19 protein-coding genes and 2 pseudogenes are annotated in these 24,158 nt (G+C 43.9%); 10 read left to right on the plus strand and 11 right to left on the minus strand.

Features of this window, described 5'->3' with window-relative positions:
• Positions 1-19: 19 nt before the first annotated feature.
• The 5 genes and pseudogenes from DLM75_RS14555 to DLM75_RS14580 form a co-directional block, all read right to left on the minus strand.
• Complete coding sequence (locus DLM75_RS14555; RefSeq protein ID WP_118969245.1) at positions 20-586, minus strand: tetratricopeptide repeat protein; 567 nt, start codon at positions 584-586, stop codon at positions 20-22.
• Positions 587-610: 24 nt separating this feature from the next.
• Positions 611-1,126, minus strand: a complete 516-nt coding sequence (locus DLM75_RS14560; protein WP_118969246.1) for an LB099 family protein — start codon at positions 1,124-1,126, stop codon at positions 611-613.
• Between the two features lie 164 nt (positions 1,127-1,290).
• On the minus strand, positions 1,291-2,283 hold the full coding sequence (locus DLM75_RS14565) for an LEA type 2 family protein (protein ID WP_241547941.1): 993 nt from the start codon (positions 2,281-2,283) through the stop codon (positions 1,291-1,293).
• A gap of 658 nt (positions 2,284-2,941) precedes the next feature.
• Positions 2,942-3,385 carry an acyl-CoA thioesterase gene (locus DLM75_RS14575; RefSeq protein WP_118969249.1) on the minus strand — a complete coding sequence of 148 codons (444 nt, stop codon included), beginning with the start codon at positions 3,383-3,385 and terminating at the stop codon, positions 2,942-2,944.
• Positions 3,354-3,968 (minus strand): annotated as a pseudogene (locus DLM75_RS14580) (TetR/AcrR family transcriptional regulator). Before DLM75_RS14580 ends, DLM75_RS14575 begins: the two are co-directional and overlap by 32 nt.
• A gap of 186 nt (positions 3,969-4,154) precedes the next feature.
• On the opposite strand from DLM75_RS14580, the pseudogene DLM75_RS24710 reads away from it, so the two are divergent.
• From DLM75_RS24710 to DLM75_RS14615, 7 genes and pseudogenes are all read left to right on the plus strand, one after another.
• Positions 4,155-4,616 (plus strand): annotated as a pseudogene (locus DLM75_RS24710) (DUF1564 family protein); the annotation flags it as partial.
• 45 nt (positions 4,617-4,661) lie between these two features.
• On the plus strand, positions 4,662-5,639 hold the full coding sequence (locus DLM75_RS14590) for an ArsR/SmtB family transcription factor (protein ID WP_118969600.1): 978 nt from the start codon (positions 4,662-4,664) through the stop codon (positions 5,637-5,639).
• 1 nt (position 5,640) lies between these two features.
• Positions 5,641-6,951, plus strand: a complete 1,311-nt coding sequence (ahcY, locus tag DLM75_RS14595; RefSeq protein WP_118969250.1) for an adenosylhomocysteinase — start codon at positions 5,641-5,643, stop codon at positions 6,949-6,951.
• Positions 6,952-7,008: 57 nt separating this feature from the next.
• Positions 7,009-7,308, plus strand: coding sequence for a ferredoxin family protein (locus DLM75_RS14600; RefSeq protein WP_118969251.1), 300 nt, complete (start codon positions 7,009-7,011; stop codon positions 7,306-7,308).
• 46 nt (positions 7,309-7,354) lie between these two features.
• Positions 7,355-11,095: a methionine synthase gene (gene metH / locus DLM75_RS14605; RefSeq protein ID WP_118969252.1), complete on the plus strand. Its 3,741-nt coding sequence runs from the start codon at positions 7,355-7,357 to the stop codon at positions 11,093-11,095.
• Positions 11,096-11,141: 46 nt separating this feature from the next.
• Entirely contained in the window at positions 11,142-11,471 is a 330-nt protein-coding gene (locus DLM75_RS14610; RefSeq protein WP_118969253.1) for a hypothetical protein, read from the plus strand.
• A 128-nt stretch (positions 11,472-11,599) separates the two neighbouring features.
• Positions 11,600-11,788 (plus strand): hypothetical protein, encoded by a 189-nt coding sequence (locus tag DLM75_RS14615; RefSeq protein WP_118969254.1) that lies wholly within the window; start codon positions 11,600-11,602, stop codon positions 11,786-11,788.
• 209 nt (positions 11,789-11,997) lie between these two features.
• Here DLM75_RS14615 and DLM75_RS14620 read toward each other — a convergent pair whose 3' ends face one another.
• Positions 11,998-12,942 carry an LIC_20087 family outer membrane protein gene (locus DLM75_RS14620; protein WP_118969255.1) on the minus strand — a complete coding sequence of 315 codons (945 nt, stop codon included), beginning with the start codon at positions 12,940-12,942 and terminating at the stop codon, positions 11,998-12,000.
• A gap of 108 nt (positions 12,943-13,050) precedes the next feature.
• Between DLM75_RS14620 and DLM75_RS14625 the strand changes: the two genes are divergently transcribed.
• On the plus strand, positions 13,051-14,346 hold the full coding sequence (locus DLM75_RS14625) for an ATP-dependent 6-phosphofructokinase (protein WP_118969256.1): 1,296 nt from the start codon (positions 13,051-13,053) through the stop codon (positions 14,344-14,346).
• Between the two features lie 523 nt (positions 14,347-14,869).
• On the opposite strand, the gene DLM75_RS14630 is transcribed toward DLM75_RS14625, so the two are convergent.
• A complete protein-coding gene (locus DLM75_RS14630; protein WP_118969257.1) occupies positions 14,870-16,618 on the minus strand; it encodes a SpoIIE family protein phosphatase in 1,749 nt (582 codons plus the stop codon).
• A gap of 275 nt (positions 16,619-16,893) precedes the next feature.
• The gene (gene argB, locus DLM75_RS14635; RefSeq protein ID WP_118969258.1) at positions 16,894-17,766 is read right to left on the minus strand and encodes an acetylglutamate kinase; all 873 of its coding nucleotides are present in this window, start codon (positions 17,764-17,766) and stop codon (positions 16,894-16,896) included.
• 78 nt (positions 17,767-17,844) lie between these two features.
• On the opposite strand from argB, the gene DLM75_RS14640 reads away from it, so the two are divergent.
• Complete coding sequence (locus DLM75_RS14640) at positions 17,845-18,600, plus strand: SDR family NAD(P)-dependent oxidoreductase (RefSeq protein WP_118969259.1); 756 nt, start codon at positions 17,845-17,847, stop codon at positions 18,598-18,600.
• Between the two features lie 84 nt (positions 18,601-18,684).
• On the opposite strand, the gene DLM75_RS14645 is transcribed toward DLM75_RS14640, so the two are convergent.
• The 3 genes from DLM75_RS14645 to DLM75_RS14655 all read right to left on the minus strand — a co-directional run bounded on the left by DLM75_RS14645 (position 18,685) and on the right by DLM75_RS14655 (position 21,713).
• Positions 18,685-19,221 (minus strand): DUF1564 domain-containing protein, encoded by a 537-nt coding sequence (locus DLM75_RS14645; RefSeq protein WP_118969260.1) that lies wholly within the window; start codon positions 19,219-19,221, stop codon positions 18,685-18,687.
• A gap of 290 nt (positions 19,222-19,511) precedes the next feature.
• Complete coding sequence (locus DLM75_RS14650) at positions 19,512-21,233, minus strand: M61 family metallopeptidase (RefSeq protein ID WP_118969261.1); 1,722 nt, start codon at positions 21,231-21,233, stop codon at positions 19,512-19,514.
• Positions 21,234-21,713 (minus strand): peroxiredoxin, encoded by a 480-nt coding sequence (locus DLM75_RS14655; protein WP_118969262.1) that lies wholly within the window; start codon positions 21,711-21,713, stop codon positions 21,234-21,236.
• A gap of 205 nt (positions 21,714-21,918) precedes the next feature.
• Between DLM75_RS14655 and DLM75_RS14660 the strand changes: the two genes are divergently transcribed.
• Positions 21,919-24,096 (plus strand): adenylate/guanylate cyclase domain-containing protein, encoded by a 2,178-nt coding sequence (locus tag DLM75_RS14660; protein ID WP_118969263.1) that lies wholly within the window; start codon positions 21,919-21,921, stop codon positions 24,094-24,096.
• The last annotated feature ends 62 nt before the right edge of the window (positions 24,097-24,158 follow it).

Here is a 24,158-nt window from a genome sequence, read left to right on the forward strand (position 1 = left end):
CAAGCGATTCCCGGAGGGTTCAATTGCAGAATTTGTCGAACGATTTCGACGCTTCTCGATGACCTAAATCTTCGGCTTGTTTCCAATCTTCACACGCATTCTTCTTTTCCTTCACCGCCCATTTGGCAACGGCGCGATTGTTGAACGCGTTGGAATATTTCGGTCTGAAACGAATTGCCGAAGTAAAATCTTCTATCGCACCTTGGTAATCGGAGATTTCGATTTTTGCAAATCCCCGGTTGTTGTATGCGACGGCATAATCCTGTTTTCTTTCGATCGCCTGACTATAATCAGAAATGGCCCCTTCTTCGTCTCCGGACTTGCTCTTCGCGAGTCCACGATTGTTCAGAGAAGAGGGATTGTCCGGATTTGCATCCAATTCTCTCGAATAAAACTCGATCGCAGAAATAAAATCCCCTTTTTTGAAAAGAGAATTCCCTTCTTGAAAAGGACTACGATTCGATTCTCGAAAAGAAATCGTCTCCTCCGTTTTCTCCTGTTCGGAAGAACAAGAAGAAATAAGAAAGAAGGTTAGGCAAAACAGCGATTTCGAAAGAAGTTTCGATCGAGAAACGAAAGGATTCATGCAAAATAAGTCTCCGAAAGAAGCTTATTTCCCTTCCTTCTCCCGAATCAATCTCTTTAAGACGGATTCACTGTGTGCGCAGAGTTTCAGGATTCCCGCTTTTGCAGGTTTTTGTTTGTCTAGTTCCAAGAGTTGGCTTGCAAAGCGAAACTTGCGACGGATGTGATTCACTGCCGGGATGGAAGTCTTAAAGCTTCTCGCCAACTCATGATCAGTCATACCTTTCAAGTTGAGGTCGAAGAACTTCGCGAGCTTATCCTTATCCCAAACAATCTTCTGATCCGTTCGGTAATAATTGTGTTGTTCAAGTCGTTTGCTGTTGCGTTCGTAAGAACCTTGGTTCCTCTTCTTTCTCCAGAAGGGATGTCGGTTCCTCGCATACTTGATATCATCGATCGTATACCCGGTTGACGTAAGCCATTCCGAAGTGATACTAGATTTTTTTGGACCGGTAAGCTTTGACTTAATCGATAACTCGATGTACTGCTCCGGTGTTGATGCTGAAAGTAGTTTCCGTTTTTCTTTTTCGTAGATTTCCATATCTTTTTACGCTCATTTAAACATAATCTGGAGAGTTGGTGCTCTCCAAACTCAGGGACTATTCTTATCACAATATGGTTAACTTGAAAACATTTTTCCGAAAGAAGAAAGAAAATCTCGGATGGATTTGTTAGAAAAGAAATACATCCGATGTAATTCAATACTTACCAACGAAAGTTACCTTCCTTTAAGAAACCAAAACCGATCGGATCCGTTGAAACACCCGGACAAACGACTGACGCTTTGCCAGAAAGACGAAAGGAAGAACTTCGTTTTGTAACCGCATTCGCAATCGAGTTGGAGACGGACTTCAGAGGAAAGCTTGTCTTAATGGTAAGAATCGATTCTTTACCGTTGTTCACGATATTCACTGGAGAACCCGTTAAAAATTTATCATTTTCAAGAAAGAGTTCGAAGTTGAGATCTTGAAACTTCAAATCGGAAGCGGCTTTGTTGTTTAGAACCAGATCAAATTCCGTATCGATGGAGATATCGAGAGCTTCCAGGCCGGCATTGATTGCGGAACCGGGAGACTTTCTATTCTTAGGAGAAAGGAGAGCATCCAAAAAGGAAACCGCCTTCTTTGCGATCTCTTCGCTGTTAGCAGATTCGGTGATCTTTGCCACGTCCGGTTTGAGAATTTTGAAGTTACGGATTTCAATATTGGGAAGAACCGCAGGTATCAATCTTTCGTCTTGAAACGGGAATTTGAGCGATTCTGTGCCGGCGATGACCCTGTATTTTTCAGGAAGAGGAAGTCCTGCTTCTCCTTCGATACGAATCAAGAGTTCTTTTTTACCGGGGACTTTTTTATAGAGAGCGGCGAGATCGGAATACTTGAGCTTCACTTCGATCGGAAGTTGTTTTTTCGAGGAACCGGAGATCGCTTCTAAACTCAGATTCACCTTGCTGAACTGCGTTCCTTCGATTTTCACGTCCAAGTCGAGACTGGAAGCGGGAAGGGAAATCGGATAAGGATTATTCACTTCAGTTTGAATGAGAAGTTTAATATCCTCGAGAGTGATTTCCGCAATCTCCACTCTTTCAAAAGAGATCTCAGGAGTTTTGATCTTCCCCTTGAGCGTCTGCAATTGCGCGCAAGCGGAGAGGGAGAAAAAAAGAAAGGGAAGCAGAAGAAGGGCCAATGTAGATTTCAAAAAAATCCTCCAATTCAGTAAATACTGATTTAGGAGAATGGAATTTGATTGGAAAGAAAGATTTTAGAAAAGAGGAAACCTTCCAATTCGAAAAGGGGAAAGCCCATCGGGTTTGAAAAGCGAACTAACGTAAGAATGAAAAAAACGATTCTAAGATCCAAAAGGAAAAGAAAAAGAGCGAAAAATGTGAGCCAAGACTCGGATCTAAAACATAAAAATTGAATTGAACGAGATCTTTGGGCGATTCGCTCGCAAAAAAAACTTTTAAAAAAAGGCTCGCGACCGCGCTTTTCGCTCCAATTCCTTCTGAAGGAAGGAATTTCCGCTACAATCGCTATCGCATTCGAAAAGGAAAATCCAAAAGAGAATAAGAAAGAAATAAGAGAAATCAAAGAAATTCGAAAGGAAATCCAAAAAACTTCAGAAAAAGGAGATTCCATTTCGAAACTTTAGAAAATTCTAAAGCAGGTTGGAAGGGGGGGTTGAAATTTTTAAGGACGTAGGAGCTCACACATCCTTTCGAGTGGGGAGAACGATTCGGAATCACTTGAAAGCTGGAAAAACTTTAATTTGTAGGAGCTCACACAAAAAAACATTCGAATTTCCTTAAAGAGGTTCTTTTCCCCTTCATGAAGATTTTGGAAACGGTTCTTCAAATCTACAAAGGTCCAGAACGTGCGGCTTCGTTCAGACCGAACGCTTCCAAAAACGAAGAAGGTCTCTTGGAATTGAGATTTAGGATCACCCAATCCGTGCTCGCTTTGCAAGAAAGAGACTGGTTGCTAAGAGTTATGATTCTTTGTTCAAAGAAGGTACGGGTAGGAGATTTGAGAAAAAGATCCGATTCGATGAGAACATTCTCCGGATAAGAGATTTCCCGTTTGATATCCATACGAACGGAAAGAATGATCGGGCCAAAACATTGCGCTCGGAGATTCTCCATCGAAAATCCCCAGTTTCGCATGGCTCTCATGCGAGTTTCATCCAGATAACCCTGAAAATTTTTGTTATTAACGTGCTGGTTTGGGTCCAGTTCGTCCCAACGGATCTCAATTTGTGTTTTAGGATTCTTACGAATGGGAGAGAGAGTTTCCGCCTTCATTCGAATCTCCTAAAAGAAGGGTTTTTGGAAAATAAGTTAAAAAATGATCGAGATGGATTTCATCTCCGGTGGCCTTCGTAAGAAGAAGAGCTCCTCTCCAGGAGGAGCCGAGGTAGTGGATTTTTTGTAGGAGATCCTCGGATTCTGGAAACGGAAGTGCTTCGAGAATTCCTCGAGCGATGTCTTCCACGGAGGTTCTTAATTTTTCTCAAAGTTCGAATCTTGAAGAAGAGGAATATTGGGACAGAACATTGATAAAACAGGAAATTCCTTCCGAGAGGAGTTTTTTTCTAACTCTCGCTTCCTTTTCGTAAAGAAAGAAAAGCGAAGATTGGTTTCCTCCCGAGGCTCCTAAGACGTCTTTATTCCAGGAAATGGCCTTCTGAGTATAGAATTCGAGTGACTCTATGAGAAACTGATCCTTGGAGAAGAAATAATTGTAGAAGGATCCTTTAGGAATCCCAGAACTGTTCGCGATTTCCTGAATTCCGACTTCCTCAGGACTCCTCTTTCGAAGGAGATGGATCCCGGTTTCTAGGATTTTCAACCTCTTGGCATCTGCTTCTTTTGCTTTGATTCTCATAGGGAAGTATATTTAAAGTGACTGGTCGTATCTATTTGTTACGGAGAATTTGTAGGAGGTATTACAAAATAAAAGGGCAAGGGAAGGAAAAAGAGTAGGAACTCTTACCCAGAAAAAAATCCCAAAAAACGATAAAAAACCCTCATTTTTGCGTTCGGAGATTCTCATCCTGGAACCGTCCTTGGTATGGGATCAAAAGAAGAAAATAGTTCTAAAAGAGAAATCTCTCTCAAGAAAAAGGGATCGCCCGTGACACTCCTCGTTCCGGAAAGAATCATTCGAATCAGAAAGCTTAAGTCGAACCAGCTAAATCGTGAATTGAGCACGCTTCTAAAAAAATATCAAAATGCGGCTCTAAAGAAGAAGTTTTTGGGAAAGAACTTTCCAGCGATAAGTTACCAGAATAAGGGACAAAAACTTAAGAGAATGAATTTTCGTCCGGATGAGAAAGATTGGATCGAATTCGGTCTCCTTGCCCAAGGACTCGGTGTTTCACGGTGCCTCCTTTTTTCTATTTTGGAGGACTGGGAATGTAGTAGAGAAATCCCCCGCGAAGAACTCGGTGGAGCTCTTACAAAAATCACCCTCCTCAGAAAAATCCTCCTTCCCCAAAGCCGATTTCAGTCCCAAATTTTCTTTTCCACCTCAAAAAAAGGCTTGCAGATATCAAGATATCTTGATATCTCTGACCTAATGGAGCTTTTGGAAGCCAAAGCCTATTCAGGAACTCGCCCGAGACAGATTCTCTCAGCCCTAAAAGCGCTCTCGGATGAGACAAGAGTGCGAATTCTTCACATCCTCTCGCTCTCTCCCTTGAACGTCCAAGAAATCACGGAAGTTTTAAGAATGGGCCAGTCCAGAGTTTCCAGGCATCTCAAAATCCTTACTGATGCAGGCTTCCTCATCCCAGAAAGAGAAGGTTCCTGGGTTTATTATAGAATTCCGGAAGAGAAAAAGACTCCCGATTTTTCCTCGGAAATCACCGATCTCCTTCTTACTTACAAAGAAGAACTTCCTTTCCGAGAAGAAGATCAAATTCAGATCTCCGAGATTCTTTCCAGAAGAGATCAGAAAAACACATTCTATTTTAATAATGTAGCTCAGGATTGGGAATCGATCCAAAAAGACGTCTTAGATCCCGCACTCTATCGTAAGAAAATTCTTTCTTATCTTCCGAATTCTTCCTCCGTCATCTACGATTTGGGATGTGGCCCTGGAGGATTGATTCCCTATCTTCTCACAAAATCGGACCAAGTGATCGGAGTAGATTCTTCACCTAAGATGGTGGAAGAGGCGCAGGTTGCGTTTGCTGGAAATTCTCACGTATCTTTGATTCATTCCCCTCTGGAGAATGTGGCTTCTTCGGCGACCAAACAAGCCGATGCCGTAGTGGCGTCGATGGTCCTTCACCATCTTTCCAATCCTCCGGGAGTTATACGCGAAATTTATAAAATACTAAAGCCGGGCGGAACCTTCTGTTTGGTCGATCTTAAAAAACACAACCAAGAGTTTATGAGAGATAATTTCTCCGACCTCTGGTTAGGCTTTGATTATTCTCTTCTTCAAGACTGGCTTGAGTTCTCAGGCTTTACCGTAAGAGCACATGAAGAATTCGAAACTGGAAACGTTTTCAAAATATTAATCATTCAAGCAACGAAAAAGGAGGACTAAAATGTCCGCAATTACACAGGAAAAGGGTTTAAGCTATAAAGTAAAAGACCTCTCTCTCGCAGACTGGGGAAGACAGGAAATCATCCTGGCAGAAAAAGAAATGCCTGGTCTTATGGCATTGAGACAAGAATACAAAGGTAAAAAACCTTTGGCCGGAGCAAGAATCGCAGGTTCTCTCCACATGACGATTCAAACTGCAGTTCTGATCGAGACTCTTATCGAACTCGGAGCGGAAGTGAGATGGTCTTCTTGTAATATCTTTTCAACTCAGGATCACGCGGCGGCGGCCGTTGCAAAAGCGGGAGTTCCCGTATTTGCATGGAAAGGCGAAAGTGAAGAAGAATACTGGTGGTGTATCGAACAGACCATCTTCTTCGGAGACAAAGGACCGAATATGATTTTGGACGACGGTGGGGACTTAACCGCCTACGTTCATGAAAAATATCCTCAATTGTTAAGCGAAATCCGCGGGATTTCCGAAGAAACAACTACGGGCGTCAAAAGTCTCTACAAACTCCTCAAAAAAGGAGAATTGAAAGTTCCTGCGTTCAACGTAAATGACTCCGTTACAAAATCGAAATTCGACAACCTCTACGGATGCCGTGAATCTCTCGCGGACGGAATCAAAAGAGCGACTGACGTTATGCTCGCTGGAAAGATCGCTCTTGTTTGCGGTTTTGGGGACGTTGGAAAAGGTTCTGCGGCTTCGCTTCGCAACTTCGGAGCGCGAGTCATCGTAACCGAAATCGATCCTATCTGCGCTCTTCAAGCTTCTATGGAAGGATATCAAGTTCTTCGTGTGGAAGACATCATCGAACAAGTGGACATCGTAGTAACCGCAACCGGTAACGACGATATCATCACTCTCGAACACATGAAAGCGATGAAAGACGGAGCGATTCTTTGTAACATCGGACACTTCGACACCGAAATCCAAATGTCCAGATTGAACGGAGAAAAAGGCGTAACCAAAAAAGAAATCAAACCGCAGGTGGACAAATATACTTTTGCAGACGGTAAATCGATTATCGTTCTTGCGGAAGGACGTCTTGTAAACTTGGGTTGCGCAACCGGTCACCCTTCTTTCGTAATGTCTTGTTCTTTCACGAACCAAGTATTGGCTCAGATCGAACTCTATAACACGAAGTATGAACTGGGAGTTTATACTCTTCCAAAACATCTGGATGAAAAAGTTGCGGCTCTTCACCTAGAACAATTGGGAGTTCGTTTAACAAAATTGAATCAGAAACAAGCCGACTATTTGGGAGTTCCGGTCAACGGACCTTTCAAACCGGAGAATTATAGATATTGATCGAAACTTTTTCCGGGATCTAAGACGGTCCCGGAAAATCGGTCTTCTCGAAAAACGATGGCCTACGTTGTCACGGAACCTTGCAGAAATTGCAAATATACATACTGTGCCGCGGTTTGTCCGGTGGAAGCCTTTCGAGAAGGAACCGATTGTCTCTATATTGAACCTTCCGTCTGCATCGATTGCAACAAATGCAGACCGGAGTGTCCGGTGGAAGCGATCTATCCGGATTATGAAGTGCCTTCGATCTGGCAGAGCTGGATTGCGGAGAATGCCCAGAAATCGAAATATTCTCCAGCGATTATTGACGTCAAAGTCCCTCTCAAAGGTCAAGGTTGTCTCAACTCGGAATATTAGAATACCGTAATTATATTTTTTTTAGAATACATCAAAGAAACAAATCATGACTCAGAAAGCTCAGAACTACACAAACCCAAAAGCAAAAGAACTCATTTCCCTTCTCGAAAAACAAATCCTAGTCATCGATGGAGCGATGGGAACGATGATCCAAAGATTCCCTTTGACAGAAGACGACTTCAGGGGGGACGTTTTAAAAAATCATCCTCATCCTCTCAAAGGGAACAATGAGCTTCTTTGTTTGACAAGACCGGATGTGATCGAAGCGATTCACGTAAAATTTTTGGAAGCAGGGGCGAACATCCTTGAAACGAACACATTTAGTTCCAACCAAGTTTCTCAGGGCGACTATAAAACCGAATTCTTAGTCGCAGACCTAAACAAGGCCGCGGTCAAATGCGCGCGTAACGCGATCGATACGTTTAAAAAGTCAAATCCAAATCATCCTTGTTTTTTAGCGGGAGCGATCGGGCCAACAACTCGGACCGCAACACTTTCTCCTGACGTAAACAATCCTGCGTTCCGAGCGGTTACTTTTGACGATTTGGTGGCGACCTTTTATGAACAAGCTCGCGCCCTCGTAGAAGCCGGAGTGGATCTACTTCTTCCGGAAACAAATATCGACACCCTCAATTTAAAGGCCGCCATCTTTGCCATCGAACAAGTTTTCGAGGATCTTCAGGTTAGAATTCCTGTTTGTCTTTCCGTGACGATCACGGACGCTTCCGGGAGAACCCTTTCCGGACAAACCGTGGAAGCGTTTTACAATTCCATCGCTCACGCAAAGCCGTTATCGGTAGGAATCAACTGCGCGTTAGGCGCTGACGAGATGAGACCTTATATCGAAGAACTCTCCAGAGTAGCATCGTGTATGATCAGTTGTTATCCGAATGCCGGGCTTCCAAACGCGTTCGGGGGATACGATCAAACACCGGAAGAATTCGGGAAATACATTCAAGAATTTGCAAGTTCCGGTTGGTTGAATATTGCCGGCGGTTGTTGCGGAACAACTCCGGAACACATTGCCGCGGCCGCAAAAGCGGTTCAAGGGAAAAAACCGCGAGTCATTCCTCAAATCCCGGAAGTCACAAGACTATCCGGACTCGAACCTTTGAACATCACTCCAGACAAAGGGTTTCTACTCGTTGGAGAAAGAACAAACGTAACCGGATCACCCCGCTTTAAAAAGCTCATCATAGAAGGAAATTTCGAAGAAGCCGTTTCCGTAGCCTTACAACAAGTGGAAGCCGGAGCCAATATTATCGATATCAACTTCGACGAAGCCTTGTTAGACGGGGAAGCTTCGATGAGACATTTTTTAAATCTCATCGCGGGAGAACCGGACATCGCGAAAGTTCCGTTCATGATCGATTCTTCCAAATGGACCGTATTGGAAGAAGGTCTGAAATGTATCCAAGGAAAGCCGATTGTGAACTCGATCTCCCTGAAAGAAGGAGAGGAGAAATTCTTAGAACACGCTCGTAAGATCCAGAGATACGGCGCCGCCGCGATCGTGATGGCTTTTGACGAACAAGGCCAAGCGGCAACCAAGGACGAAAAGGTTCGGATTTGCAAACGAGCGTACGATCTTCTCGTGACAAAGGCGGACTTCAATCCCGTCGACATCATCTTTGATCCGAACATTCTAACGGTTGCGACCGGGATCGAGGAACACAACAACTATGCGATGGATTTTATCGACGCCATCCGAGAAATCAAAAAACTCTGTCCGGGCGCGAAAGTTTCCGGCGGTTTATCTAACGTGTCTTTTTCTTTCCGAGGAAACAACCCGGTAAGGGAGGCGATGCATTCCGTATTCTTATATTATGCGATCCAAGCGGGAATGGATATGGCGATCGTGAACGCGGGGATGCTCGCGGTTTACGAAGAAATCCCGAAAGATTTATTAGTATATGTTGAAGACGTAATCCTAAACAGAAGACCGGATGCAACAGAACGTCTCGTTGAATTTGCGGAAAGCGTCAAGTCCGGAGACAAAGCAGAAAAAAAAGAGGAGACTTGGAGAGAAGGGACTTCCGTCGAAGAAAGACTTTCTCATGCCCTCGTCAAAGGAATCGTAGAATACATCGATCAAGATACGGAAGAAGCACGTCTTAAATACGGACGTCCGTTAACCGTCATCGAAGGCCCTCTCATGGATGGGATGAAAATCGTTGGGGAGCTTTTCGGCGCGGGAAAAATGTTTCTTCCTCAAGTCGTAAAAAGCGCGCGAGTAATGAAAAAATCCGTCGCCTATCTTTTACCTTTTATGGAAGAAGAAAAAAAGAACAACCAAGACACATCTTCACGTCCAAAATTCCTAATCGCGACCGTAAAAGGGGACGTTCATGATATCGGCAAGAATATCGTGGGAGTAGTGCTCGCATGTAACAATTACGAGGTTATCGATTTGGGAGTGATGGTGCCCGCTGACAAAATTCTCGAAGAAGCAAGAAAGCATAACGCGAGCATCATTGGCCTTTCCGGACTGATTACACCTTCTTTGGACGAGATGGTTCACGTCGCATCCGAGATGAAACGGACCGGATTCAGTGTTCCACTTTTAATCGGAGGCGCAACGACAAGTTCCGCGCATACTGCCGTTAAGATCGCACCCGCTTATGATCAACCTGTCGTTCATGTCGTGGATGCTTCTCGCGTAGTGAACGTGGTCAATCAACTCCTTCATCCCGATCTCAACGAAGCATATTCCCAAAAGATCAAAGAAGATCAACTCGCGGCGAGGGAAAATTATTTCAATACAAGAGCGGAGAGAAAACTTGTTTCCCTCGATCAAGCAAGGGAAAACAAAGAAGTGATCGATTGGTCTACGACCCAAATCGACAAACCGGCGTTTACCGGAATCAAAGTGTTCGACGAAGAAGTTTCGCTGGAGACTTTGATTCCATTTATCGATTGGACCCCCTTCTTCACGGCTTGGGAATTGAAAGGAAGATATCCGGCCATTTTAGAAAGCGAATCCACCGGGAAACAAGCGAGAGAACTCTTCTCGGATGCGCAAAAACTCATGAAGAAGATTACGAATGAGAAATTATTCCGAACCAAAGGTGTGATCGGAATTTTTCCCGCAAATAGCGTAGGAGACGATATCGAAGTCTACGAAGACGAATTCCGTTCGAACTTGCTAACCGTATTCCATACTCTACGCCAACAGATTCAAAAAGAGGATGCAAAGGAGCCTAACTATTGTTTGGCGGACTACGTAGCGCCGAAAGAATCGGGGAGAATCGATTATATCGGAGGATTCGCTGTAACGACCGGACATGGTGTGGAAGAGTTCGCAAAAGAATTCGAGAAGAATCTAGACGATTATAATTCGATCATGGCTAAGGCGTTAGGCGACCGTTTTGCAGAAGCATTCGCTGAATACATACACTATAAGGTGAGAAAGGAATATTGGGGATATGCAAAGGATGAAAATCTTTCTCCGGAAGATCTGATTCGAGAACGTTATAGGGGAATTCGTCCGGCCGCAGGATATCCTGCGTCTCCGGATCATACCGAAAAAAGGGTTCTTTTTGATCTTCTAGAAGCGGAGAAGAATACGGGAATCACGCTCACGGAACATTTCGCGATGTGGCCTGCAAGTTCCGTAAGCGGTTTGTATTTTGCGCATCCACAATCCAAATATTTCGCAGTCGCAAAGATCAGTCGGGATCAGATTGAAGAATATGCGAAGCGCAAAGGAATGACGATCGAAGAGACAGAACGTTGGCTCGCGCCGAATCTGGCCTACGATCCGCTTGCGGTTTCGATCGCGAGATAAGAATGGAAAAGGAAGAGTCCATTTTGTTTCGTCTAACTAGAAGAATATGAAACCGGCAGTTCCCAATCATTCTTCGGTGCACAACCACGGTCCCGTTTTTTCGGAGACCCGAAAGGCAAACGAAGAATTTTCGTTTCATCCGACTTTGATCTCTTGGCTCCAAGGACCGCTTCATCTCGAAGGAAACGAAATTCTGAAACTTACGGAAATCGGATGTACGGACAATTCCTGTCCCGTAATCGAAACCTGTTTGGAAGTTTTCGATTCTACGGAGAATCCGGATCCAAGAACGATGATCCGTTTTGGGAGAGCCAAACATCTCATCAGCAAGATGGATTTGGTATTCTCTCTAAAAAAACAGGGAATTGTAGAGTAAAGCTTCGAGACATCTGTTCCATTTCGGTGATGGCCAATCCTTCTGTGTGATTTGTGTAGGAGCTCTTACACTTTTCTAAACGGTTCAATCTGTTTCAAAGTTCTTCCGAACAATAAGAAAGGTATGAAATGGAGGAAAAACCGTTTTCCAGTGGTTTTGATTGTAGGAGCTATTACAAAAGAATTGATTTTAAAATACGAAAACGTTTCACGAACGATCGATCCACCGAAAAAGAAAACCCGTTTATGAGCAAAACGGTTCCGTTATCCTCCAGTGTAGGAGCTCTTACGAGCAGTGAAAAAACCATTCTCATCTGATCATAACTCACCACCTGACAATGCCCAAAAAGTTGGAAATCAAAACAAACAAAAGGGTAAGTATAAGAATCGGTTTTGAGGATTGTAAGAACTCTTACAAAGAATTCATGCTACAGTGAACCCGTCCATTTCCAAAAATGTAGAAGCTCCTACAAAGATAGAACGATCCAAACCACGTAAGCGCACGGCGGATTCTCTCAAAAGTGGATTTACTTAGGAGAAGTTTCGGAAAAGCTATATTTGATTCCGAGTAAGCCCTGAACTTCTTGCATCCAGAGATGTTGTTCTCCGGATTGAAGTTGAGCCGCAGTCGGAACCGGGACTCTCACCATTCCTTCCAAGCTTAGGTTTCTGGAAGAAAAAGAAATTCCCGGATTGAGATAGTATTCATAAGATTTCAGACCACGAGCGTTGTTTGTCTGCGGATCGCTCAAAGAAAAAACTCCGTTTCGATCCTGAAAGCGTTTTACGCTCGAAAATTGAACAAAGAAATTCATCTTAGAACTTTCTCCGATTTCTGGGAAAACGGAGTAGTTGAAAGCGATTGTGGACTTTGCGGATTCTAAGACTGCGAGACCGGCTTGGTTTCCGATCATTCTCGCGTTAAAATCCATTTCCAATCCCGCATGACGTTTCATATAAAGAAACATCACGCCGGAACTGCTTCCATTTTGAAGTGGATTGGAATTCCAGTTTTGCATTCCAAAACCTTGTATCTGATTTCTGGAATCCGTAATTCGATCCATCGTCCGTTTTTCGGAAAAAGCGCCGGAAAGAAGTTTTCCCGATCGACTCGGAACTTCATTCACGAATACGGTTTCGGAAACGGGAAGGAAATTTACGTTCCCACTCGGAACCACGGAAAATAAAAACGGTTGAAACATTCCCGAAAAGGAAAGACCGGGGGTTACTGTAAAAATCGGGGACGGGGATTTTGTCTCTTGAAAGGTTTGTGAGTCCGGTCCCAATTTGAGTTCCATCGGGTCCTTGTAGGGTATCGCAATCACTTGCAGATATTTCTGACGATTGAGATCGAAATCACGGGAAAGATGATACGGTTCGAACGGACTAAAATAGGGATCCTCCACGGAAAAAACGGAAACCCCAAAGAGGAACAAAAAAGAAGATAGAATGAGGGACTTTTTTTCGTTCATGCACGTTCTCTTTGTAAGACTATAGAAATAGAACAGAGCTGTCAGTATAAAATTGCAAAATGAGATGATTTTTCCCGGAATTCCTTAAAAATCAACGCGAGGGTAAGAATGGAAACAAAGATAAAAAATTTCGGCGAGTGTACCGTGCCGAGTCCTGCGGATTATGAATACTATACTAGCGATTCTTCCAGGCTGTTGTTTAGAACCGTTTTTCAATCCAAGGAAGATTGGAATTCTTACATTGAAAGTGGTCCCGATTTTTTTGAACAAGCCGGTCCTCGCGAAAAAATTTTTTTCCGCCCCAAAGAAGTGACCGCAGGGATCGTAACGTGCGGCGGCCTCTGCCCAGGAATCAATGACGTGATCCGAGGAATCGTCATGGAACTTTTTTACCGTTACGGAGTTTCTCGGATTCTCGGGTTTCCTTTCGGCTACCAGGGCCTTGTCAAAAAATATTCTCATAAACCGATCGAACTCACTCCGGAGCGCGTGGCACATATCGTAGAAGAAGGGGGTTCTATGCTCGGTTCTTCACGAGGGAATCAATCTCCGGTCGATATGGTCGACTATCTCAGCCTCTACGGCGTCAAGGTTCTCTTTTGCATCGGAGGGGACGGAACCCTTCGAGGAGCTCGGGAGATCGTGGACGAGATCGCAAAACGAGGAGAAGAAATTTCGGTCATTGGAATTCCGAAAACCATAGACAACGATATCAACTACGTCCAAAAGACATTCGGTTTTTCTACTGCGTTTTCCAAAGCGATGGAAGCGGTGGAATGTGCCCACGTCGAGGCAAAAGGAGCGCCTAACGGAATCGGTCTTGTGAAACTTATGGGAAGGCACTCCGGTTTTATCGCGGTGAACGCGGCCCTTGCTTCACGAAACGTAAACTACTGCCTGATTCCCGAAGTCAACTTCGATCTCCACGGAAACGGAGCCTTCTTAGATGAGCTCAAAAAAAGAATCCAAAAAAAGGGCCACGCCGTGATCATCGCCGCCGAAGGAGCGGGGCAACATTTTTTTGAAACCACGGGGGAAAGAGATCCTTCGGGGAATCTCAAACTCAAGGACATCGGAATCTTTCTCAAGGACACGATGACCGACTTTTTCAAAAAAGAAAATATCCCCGTGAATATCAAATACATCGATCCGAGTTATATCATCCGTTCGATTCCCGCCAACCCGGAAGACTCGGTCTTCTGCGGTTTTTTGGCTCAGAATGCGGTGCACGCGGCCATGGCCGGCAAAACCGATATGGTTGTAGGAATGTGGAACAACGTTTTCACACACCTTCCGATCTCGGTCGCGATTCAAGAAAGAAAGGTCTTACAACCGGATCGAAGTACGCTCTGGAGATCGCTCCTCGCTTCCACGGGACAACCGGCGCATATGTTGGCGAAATGACATCCTCGGGGTCGCCGTCTTCAATTCTTTTCCGGTTGCGTTTCGCCAAACTTAGAAAGAATGACGCACCTTCGGAGTTTGAAAAACGTAGGAACTCACACAAATTAAAGAAGGCAAAAGGACCATTCGAATTTCGAAAAAGTCTACGAGAACTAATTTGTAGGAGCTCACACAGATCGATTCGCATTTACTAATATACACTTCTTTTCTCTTCCGAGGTTTTCGAAACGTTCCTTTTGGGAAAAGTGGATGCGTCAGCGATGGGGAGGGCGCGTTCGCGTCCCGAGCGAATATTAGAATATTATTTTTCTTTTAATAATTAGGCGAGCGAGGGATGAGTCGCTTCGCGACGAACCCGGACCTAGCGCGGTCCTTCCGATGGGAATCGGAAGGAGACGCCCAAACTTTCCTCCGGGTATTACTTTCCCTGTTCAAAGCGAACTTCCGGATCGGATGATTTCGATATCGTAAGAAAAAAATTTTTGTTCGAAGTCAGTCTTTGCTTTTTGCAAAGAATCTTATTTTAAGGAAGACGAACCATAAAGAGGGTGTAGTCGTCGTGCGGATCCGCGTCTCCACGAAACGCGTCCGTTGTATCGATGATCAATTCTTTGAGCGCGCCGAGCGGCATTTCTCCGTTTCTTTCGATGAGCTTCGTAAGATTTTCAAGTCCGTACATCTCGTTCGATTCGTTCATCGCCTCGCTCACTCCGTCGGTATAGAGGATGAGTAGATCTCCGGGCGCGTAATCGATTTCGTGTTCGTCGATTTCGGATTCTTTGATCCCAAGCGGCATTCCTTTCCCGGAAAGGCTCGTCACCTTTTTGTCTTTCGCTTTGTAGAGAAGTTGTTCGTTGTGCCCGGCGCTGGAGAATCGGATTCTTCTTTTCGCCATGTTGATCCTTGCGAGCATCACAGTGACAAACATAAAGTAACCGGACTTCTCTTGGATGATTCGATTCGCGCTCATCAAACTGATGCTCGTCGAAGAATTTCTGGAAACTTCTCCAGAGATGATCGTCTTCGAAAATTCCATAAAGAGTGCCGCGGCGATTCCCTTTCCGGAAACATCCGCGATGAGAACGCTCACTTCGTCCGGATTGTGATAGATGAGATCGTAAAAGTCTCCGCCGATTTCTTTGGAAGCGATATAACTCGTCTCTAATTCCAATCCTTGGATTTTTTTGGGAATGTTCGGCAAAGAATTCACTTGGATCTGAGACGCGATCTGCATATCTCTTCGGATCGAATTGAGCTTTTCCTTTTGATCCTTGGAAAGAAGAGAATTATAAGCTTCCGCGATCTGATTCGAAATCGTACTCAGAATGTTTTGATCCGCGTTGTCGAAGCTGTTTCCCGATGTTTTATCTGCGGCGTTGAGAATTCCGATGATCTTTCCGTCTTGTCGGATCGGAACCGAAATGAAGGACTTCGTCTTGTATCGTTCGGGGCGGATCCATTCTTCCGCGAGAGCGGTCGCATTTTGTACGAGGATCGGCGCACCGGTTTCTAAGATCTTACTGATCACCCCTTCCTTCTCGTTGATGAAATGTTCCTCTTCTTCGAGACTAAAACCGATGCTTTTTTTGAGTTCGTATTTTCCGCTCTTCGGATTGAAAAAAATCAGGGAAACTCGTTCCGCGCCCATCACTTCCGAAATCGAATGAACGGTGAGATTTAAGAATTGATCCATCTCAGCGATGTTCGAGATCGCCTGACTGAGTTGAAAGAGACAATCCAATTCATTTGCCCGACTTTTCAAATCGCGGATGAGTCTTCGATTCCGAATCGCAATCGCCGCGAGATCGGAAAGATATTGAAGAACCTTAATGTCCTTATTGGTGAATTCTTCTCGCCCCAAGGAATTCACCGCTTCCAAAACCCCTTGGATTTCTCCTTGGGTACTCATTGGAACACAGATCAAATTCTTTGTTACGAATCCGACCGTTTCGTCTATGTTTCTATAAATTCTAGAATCGTTTGCCGCGTCGTTTACGATCACCGGTTCCAGTGTTTCCAAAACCATCCCCGCAATTCCCTTTCCTCTGGGGACTTTCAGAGTTGCGAGGGATTCTCCCTTCGTTCCTTTGGCAACGTTGAAGACAAGACAGTCTTCATCGCGATCGTAAAGAAGAAGAGAACATCCTTCCGAATTGAGGACGTCCTTTGTAGTTTCTATGATGATCCCGAGGAGTTCTTCCAGGTCGTCGGTCGAGTTGATTCTCGCCGTAATATCGGAGATTAGGGATAAGGATAATTGCCTTTCACTCATAAAGGGGGTTAACGGACCATTCTAAAGGAAGAATTGAATCATTGGACACAAGAAAGATTTCCCTGTCAAGGAGTTTCATTAACAATTCAAGAGAACCAAAATTGCAAAATAAATCTCAGTTTTTCAAATTTTTGATTCTTCAGAAAAATTTCGATTCGTCTTGAACGGATTTTTTTCTTTTCTATTTTCTCAAGAAGAATCAAGAGATCCGATTCTGATCCGGGGAAAACATTCTCTCAAAAAATTCTTCTTCAAAAACGGCGAACAAAAAGGGGTTACTCGATCAGAGAACCGATTCCTTGGTCCGTAAAAATTTCAATCAAAATAGAATGAGGAACTCTTCCGTCGATGATATGAGTTCTTCTGACTCCTTGATCGATCGCAGTGAGACAACATTCGACCTTGGGGATCATTCCGCCGGAAATTTCACCTTTTCGAATATAGTCCTTCACCTTTCCTCGGTTGAGTCCGGTCGCAAGTTTTCCGTCGATCAGAATTCCTTCCGTATCCGTAAGAAGAATCAACTTCTCCGCTTTGAGTGCGCCTGCGACTTCTCCCGCAAACGTGTCGGCGTTGATGTTGAGACTATCGCCCGTGGCGGATTCAGCCACGGGCGATATCACAGGAATGAATCCTTCTTTTTGAAGATTGAGGAGAATCTCGGGATTGATCATTTCTATCTTTCCTACAAGTCCCACGTCGAAGAGTTGTTTCTCTTGACCTTCCAGCTCGATCTCGATCGGGGTTTTTGTTGCCTTGGCAAGATTCCCGTCCTTTCCGGAAATTCCCACTGCGTTCCCGCCTTGTGCATTGATCATAGAGACGATTTGTTTGTTCACCTTTCCAGTGAGAACCATTTCCACCACGTCCATGGTTTGCGAATCGGTCACTCTATGTCCGTGAACGAACTCAGTCGGAATCTTTAGACTCTCAAGAAGACGATTGATTTCGGGTCCGCCTCCGTGTACGATCACGGGGTGAATTCCGACATATTTTAAAAGAACGATGTCTTTCGCAAAAGATTCTTTCAAATCGGCTTTCGCCATCGCGGCGCCGCCGTATTTGATCACGACCGTCTTGCCCGAATATTTTGTGATGTAAGGGAGGGCTTCGAGGATATGATTGACTCTTTCGAAAAGTTTTTCCATGAGAAACAGAGAATTCCTTGTGCCGATCTCTGTCATCCAGAAATACGGGATAGAAGTTAGAATGGAGATTCAAGAAGAGTGTCTGTAACAAAGAAAGAATCCGAAAATAAAAAGAACGTAATTCTCACCGGAGGGAGCGGCGGATTGGGAAGGGCGATCGTCTCGTTACTCGTTTCCGAGGGTTACTCTGTTACGAATCTTGATTTAAAATATCCGGAGAATCTATTGGATGGAGAATTCTTTCTTCCCACCGATCTGACTCAGGATAGTGAACTCTATTCTTCTCTGGAAAAATGGAAAGAATATGTTTCGTCTGAAAATCTAACTCCTTACGGCTTCATTCATTGTGCCGGATACGGCGGCCCGTATCACAAGATTACAGAAGTGAGCGAGGAAGAATGGGATCGAATTTTTTCGATCAACATTCGGTCCGCGTTCCAGATCACGAAGTGGATTCTCCCTATATTCATAAATTTGAATTTAGGAAGACTCTTGTTCGTCGCATCTTCTTTGTCTCTTAAGGGATCTGCGAACTCGGTCGCCTATTCTTCTTCTAAACACGCTCTCATAGGCTTTGTTCGATCCTTAGCCGATGAGTGGGGACCACTCGGTATTTCGATCAACGCAATCAGCCCCGGTTATATCGAAACAAAGATGGGAATTCAGGAAGACCAAGTGGACGATCATAGGAAGAAAATTTTGGAGATGACACCTTCGAGAAAAATTGCGGATCCATTGGAAATTGCAAGAGTGATTCTTTTTTTGTTGAGTCCGGATTCCGGTTATATCAATGGCGCAAACTGGGCGGCCGACGGTGGAATCACTGCGGTTTGAAGGAATGAAAGGGTCCTTAGAGTCTTTGTGTCTCGGCAAGTTTTTTATAGAAAGCGTAGGAGACTACGAAGAGTTTTATGATTCCTAGGTCGGGGTTCTTTCAAATTCGAAGGTGTATCGTCCGAAAAGCGGGTTTGGTTCGATTTCTAACTCCCTGGAAATGAGATTTTGTCGTAAATCGAGGGTCCAGATCATTCTGTAAACCTCGTGAAACCTAGGAACTCCCTGGTTCATTGTATCCACGATAGAATCTCCAACTCCAACGTCGTCCAACCAAAGCATATAATTAAAAAGATAACATCTCGAAACCCCGTGTGCCGCCGCCAATGCTCCTAAAACAGCCCAGGCACCAGTATTGACCCGAATACTCATCTTCTTCATTTTCCCGACGCCCCGATTGTACTGAATCTTCCCAGCCCTCCAATGCAAACGCCTTAAACAACTCAGATACTTCGTATATCTCCGTAGTAAGTAGGGGAGTTTTCTCCGAAGAGCATTCTTTTCTTCCAGACTGAGCGCGTCCCAATAGGAAAGCGGAATTAAGATCGAATCCGTACCCAAAGAACCCTCGATCAACGCAGACTCAATTTTTCTGTCAGAACTAAACGAAAGAGTTTCCATACACTTTCTCCGGTTCCAATCTCGCGCATCATAGGGTCAAATTTAGAAAAAGAATTCAAAAGAATTTAAAATTTTTTGAAGAGATTTTTACGATAACCAAAAAGAATATTTTAGAAAGGACATCCGGAAAAAAACAAATCCCAAAATCGTAGAAGAAAGGTCATCAAAAATGATCTGATCTTTCTCGAAGGAAACGTTCGACAATCTTGCGATCCCTAACCTTTTGAAAAAAAACGGAACAAAAAAGGACTTAGCCAGCCACCAAACTTTTTCCCTTTACAGAAACACAATCAACTTAGATCGAAAAAATGATCTCTCAAACGTTTCTGTTCTTCGGAAGGATGCTCCTCGAACTTAAACTGACTCGTCTGAAAACGTTTCGAGAGTTTCATCTTCCTCTTAAGAATTTTTCCCTTCCTCGCGATCAAAAGTTCGATCTTATCACCGGACTTGAATTGTTTCAAAAGATCTTTTCGATTTCCCGAATGAATCCGATTTCCGTTCAACGAAATCCATTCGTCTCCCTGACTTAAATCGACGGAAGGATCCAGAATCTTCCAATCAATCTTACTGATGACAAGATTCCCTCTTTCTTCTCTCGTTCCAAAACCGAGCTCCACGCCGGGATTCGAATCCACTCGTATAACACCGATTTTGTGGAAATATCTTTCGATCGGAATCACGACCGGTTTCTCCAGATATACTCCGAATTCCAACTTTAGATCGACTCCTGTATTTCGTTTGGCCGCTTCAAAGAATTCAGATTTTGTAAACCCTCGATTCTTCCCAATATGAAAGAATTGATAAACTTCTCTCATCGCGTCCAAAAGTGACTTTTTGCCGGAAGTTTCCGAAAGAAGATAAAGGTCCATCGCGAGCGCGAGAATCCCTCCTTTCACATAATACGAAATTCCGGTATTTCCCGCATTCGGATCGTTCGGACGATTGTAGAATTTGGTCCAAGCGGTATAAGAAGAATCTTCCAAACTCATCCAGGATTCTCCTTCCGATTTTTCCAGACTCTGAAGATCCTCCATCACCTTCGCGAGATAGTTCTCCGCGTTTAAATGTTTCGTCTTCACCAAAAAGTAAGCGTCATAGAAAGAAGTGATTCCTTCTGCAATCCAGAGTTCCCGTGTCAGATTCGGTTTCTGATAATCGAAAGGGCCGAGCGCGATCGGACGAATCCTTTTTACGTTCCAAAGATGAAAGTATTCATGAGAAAGAAGTTCTAAAAGTTTGAGATAACCGTCCTTACTCAACGCCTTCAGTGGATCGTACATATTTACGGAAGAATTTAGATGTTCCAGACCGCCGTATGCCCCTTCCGAAAGAATCAGAACAAACAGATAACGCGAATTAGGTGCTCCACCGAAAGAGCGGATTTGTTCCTCCGTAATCTTCCGAAGGTCACGGATCAGATTTTTCTGAACGGATTTAGACAATTCTCCTTCAAGAACGATCTCATGTTCACATTCTCCGGAGGTGAAGGAAATCGCCGGACGATTGGACAACAAGATCGGAGAATCCATCCATTCGTCCAAGGACGCGGCGGATCTTTTCTTGCCTTTTCCGGATAAACCGGAATGGCAAAATTCAAAAGGAAGAGAATTCGATATTTCTAATGTGATTTCGGAAATTTCAAGATTCTTAGGATAAAGAAACAATGCGGGCGGATGTAAAAGACAGAATTCCGTGGTGAAATAATTGGAACGCACCGAGTAGTCGAAACCATAGACTACGTAACGAATTCGAAACGATTCTCCGTCCGAAACTACGCTCCAGGAATCCAATCCGATCGGATTGATTTCCAGAGACTTTCCGTTCTTCCCGGAAACAAAGGCTTCTATTTTATGGAGATGTCTGGAATAATCCCGCACCATATACGATCCGGGAGACCAGACAGGAAGGGAAAGAACGGTTTCTTTTTCGGGAGACACAATCTCCAATTCTACTTGAAGATAGTGTCCTGTGAGTTGATATTCTTGAACAGAAAAGCGAAGTTTAGACAATCATTTACCGCTTGCTTTGGAAATCTCCTGGAGAGTTTCTTCTACCGTGGTCGTCGGGTCAACTTTTCTCCAAACCTTTTGTATTTTCCCATCCGGAGAAATCAAAAAAGAATCCCGAGAAAGACCTTTAAAAACTCTTCCTTTCCATTCTTGATCTCCATAAACTCCCAGCGCTTCGCTCAAAGAATGATTGGGATCGGATAACAGAGGAAAGTTTAAAGAATACTTTTGAATAAAATTCTCATGCGATCCGAGGTCGTCCAAGCTTACGCCGTAGACCTTCGCTCCGATCTTCTTAAATTCTCCAATATTATCTCTATAACTGCAGGCTTGTTTTGTACATCCCGGGGTATCGTCTTTCGGATAAAAATAGAGTAGGGTCCAAGAACCTGCGATGTCCTCGGGAAGTTTTACACTCTTCCCTTCGCTACTTTCCAAACTGATTGCGGGAAGAGACGTTCCTAATGTTGGGTCTGACATTCAAATTTCCTCATCAAATTATTTCACTCCGGAGATCCGGATATTGAAATCTTATGCGAATCGAAAGACTTGCAACCGCTTTTCAAAATCGAACCTAAGAATTGAATCGAATCCGGAATAAAAATGTTGAAAATTCAACAATCTAAACTTCTAATCCCTATACTTCACCGAGAAACAACGATTTCTCTAAACGGAAAAACCAACTTTGAAAACGATTCTATTCTTCCTCTTTGCATTTCTTCCTGCCATACTCTCATCTGAAACTCAAGAAAATTGGAAACCAATCGATCTCCGCGCGCAGACTTGGTTCGCTGTTGAAGGTTTTCAGAATAAGAATCTCGACGGACTCGATTCTTCTTCCGAAACCGTAAAAAAAATCACTTCGTTTCCGATCGTCATGAATGAGATCTTCGAAGTTCCGATCGGGGAAGGTCTCAAAGAATATACTCTGCAAACCCGTTTCTTTTTAGAAGGTGATCTTCAAGAAACCAAAATCTACAAACCTATTTTTCTTTATTTAGAATCAATCGGTGAAAACTGGGAAATTTTTCTGAACGGATATTCTTTGAGTAGAGAAATTCACCTGGATCCTGCAAAAAAAGAAATGCTCGTACGAAGGACGATTCGCAACTTTCGATTGCCCATCGATTCGAGTCTTTTAAAAAAAGGGGAAAACGTTCTCACTTTTCGTTTGATCGGAGATTCTCCCGCAACCGCGCTTTCGAAAAATTTGGATCTCGGCTTTTACATAGACGGTGACTATTCCATCACGGCGGAACAAAATCTTTCCGGTGAAATTTCCTCGCTCGTCAACCTTTGTCTCAATACGATTTATATTTTCTTCGGTTTATATCATCTTCTCATCTTCGTAAAAAGGAGGGAGGACCGTTATACGCTTTATTTCGGCTTTTTCAGCGTCTTTATGGCGGTCTATTCCCTTTCTCGTACAACTTTTGCTTTTGAAGCGATTCATGATACCACGTGGATTACAAGAATTGAATATGCGTCCGTGACCTTGCTCGCGCCTTTGTTCTTATTGTTTATGCAGGATTATTTTTACGGAAGAGCCAAGTTCTCGAGAATTCTTTTCGGTTTTTTCGTTTTCAATCTAGGAATCGCGATCGTAACTCTTCTCGAACCGTTCCGTTTTACAATGACAAGTCTAAGAATCTGGCAATTTTCGATTCTTCCGACTCTCGTTTATCTCCTCTATTTTATGGGAAAAGCGGTTTATCTGAGAAAGAAAGACGCGACCGTTATGGCCGCGAGTATATTCACCGTCGTGTTTATCGCCGTCTACGACGTGATCGATTCTATGTTTTTTCAATCGGGGTTTCGATTTACCCACTTCGCGTATTTTTTCTTTGTAGTAGCTCTTACAACGATTCTTGCGAATCGATTTATCTCCTTATATCGTCAATCCGAAGATCTGAACATCGAACTCAGTCAGCAAAAGTTAGAACTCGCGAGACAGAAGAATGCGTTCTTCCGTTTTGTTCCGGTTCAATTCTTAAACGTTCTTGGAAAGGATTCTGCGGTCGAAGTCAACCTAGGAGATTCCGTTCTCAAAGAGATGAGCGTTCTTTTTACCGACATTCGTTCGTTTACGACGATCTCCGAACAGATGACTCCGGAAGAAAATTTCAAGTTCATCAACGACTACCTCGCGAGTATGGAACCGGTCATTCAAAAACACGAAGGTTTTGTGGATAAGTTTATGGGAGATGGGATTCTCGCCCTTTTTTCGGGAGAAGGAGAAGCGATGAACGTAAGTCTTCACGGAAAGACGTCCGCTGATAAAGCGATTCTTGCCGCGATCGAAATGAAAAAAAGAGTGCAGGCGATCAACGCGGAAGCAAAAGATTCTTCTCATTTCAAAGGTCTTAAGATAGGAATCGGGATCAACACCGGAAATCTCATGCTCGGAACCGTGGGAAGTCGTTCCAGACTCGATACTACCGTGATCGGAGATACGGTCAACGTTGCTTCTCGTTTGGAAAGTTTGACCAACCTCTATCGCGCTGATATTCTCATCACAAAGAATACACTTTCTTCGATGACGATCGCCGACGGACTTGCGATCCGTGAAATCGATTCCGTCGTGGTCAAAGGAAAGACCGATCCGATCATCATCTATGAAGTCTACGAAGCCGACGCTCCGCATATCCGCAAACTCAAGGACACAACCTTACCTCTGATCACAAGAGGAATCATTCTCTACAAAGTGGCGGACTTTCAAGAAGCGCTCATTAATTTCGAACAAGCGCTCAAAGTGTATCCCGAAGATATCGTCTCGATTCTTTACCGGAAACGTTGTCAGGAATACATTGCCATTCCTCCGCTCGGAAATTGGATCGGCGTTCAACATCTTCTTGAAAAATAATCCGTAATTCCGATTCTTTTCTAGTCGGAAATTTCATCCCGCCCAAACAATCGTTGCCAAAG

This window comes from Leptospira stimsonii (assembly GCF_003545885.1).
Taxonomy (GTDB): Bacteria; Spirochaetota; Leptospiria; order Leptospirales; family Leptospiraceae; genus Leptospira; species Leptospira stimsonii.

Coding starts and splice junctions, on each gene's coding strand:
- DLM75_RS14600 (WP_118969251.1), top strand. CDS start 7,009: ATGGCCTACGTTGTCACGGAACCTTGCAGAAATTGCAAATATACATAC.
- DLM75_RS14610 (WP_118969253.1), top strand. CDS start 11,142: ATGAAACCGGCAGTTCCCAATCATTCTTCGGTGCACAACCACGGTCCC.
- DLM75_RS14630 (WP_118969257.1), bottom strand. CDS start 16,618: ATGAGTGAAAGGCAATTATCCTTATCCCTAATCTCCGATATTACGGCG.
- DLM75_RS14615 (WP_118969254.1), top strand. CDS start 11,600: ATGGAGGAAAAACCGTTTTCCAGTGGTTTTGATTGTAGGAGCTATTAC.
- argB (WP_118969258.1), bottom strand. CDS start 17,766: ATGGAAAAACTTTTCGAAAGAGTCAATCATATCCTCGAAGCCCTCCCT.
- metH (WP_118969252.1), top strand. CDS start 7,355: ATGACTCAGAAAGCTCAGAACTACACAAACCCAAAAGCAAAAGAACTC.
- DLM75_RS14645 (WP_118969260.1), bottom strand. CDS start 19,221: ATGGAAACTCTTTCGTTTAGTTCTGACAGAAAAATTGAGTCTGCGTTG.
- DLM75_RS14655 (WP_118969262.1), bottom strand. CDS start 21,713: ATGTCAGACCCAACATTAGGAACGTCTCTTCCCGCAATCAGTTTGGAA.
- DLM75_RS14560 (WP_118969246.1), bottom strand. CDS start 1,126: ATGGAAATCTACGAAAAAGAAAAACGGAAACTACTTTCAGCATCAACA.
- ahcY (WP_118969250.1), top strand. CDS start 5,641: ATGTCCGCAATTACACAGGAAAAGGGTTTAAGCTATAAAGTAAAAGAC.
- DLM75_RS14555 (WP_118969245.1), bottom strand. CDS start 586: ATGAATCCTTTCGTTTCTCGATCGAAACTTCTTTCGAAATCGCTGTTT.
- DLM75_RS14620 (WP_118969255.1), bottom strand. CDS start 12,942: ATGAACGAAAAAAAGTCCCTCATTCTATCTTCTTTTTTGTTCCTCTTT.
- DLM75_RS14575 (WP_118969249.1), bottom strand. CDS start 3,385: ATGAAGGCGGAAACTCTCTCTCCCATTCGTAAGAATCCTAAAACACAA.
- DLM75_RS14625 (WP_118969256.1), top strand. CDS start 13,051: ATGGAAACAAAGATAAAAAATTTCGGCGAGTGTACCGTGCCGAGTCCT.
- DLM75_RS14590 (WP_118969600.1), top strand. CDS start 4,662: ATGGAGCTTTTGGAAGCCAAAGCCTATTCAGGAACTCGCCCGAGACAG.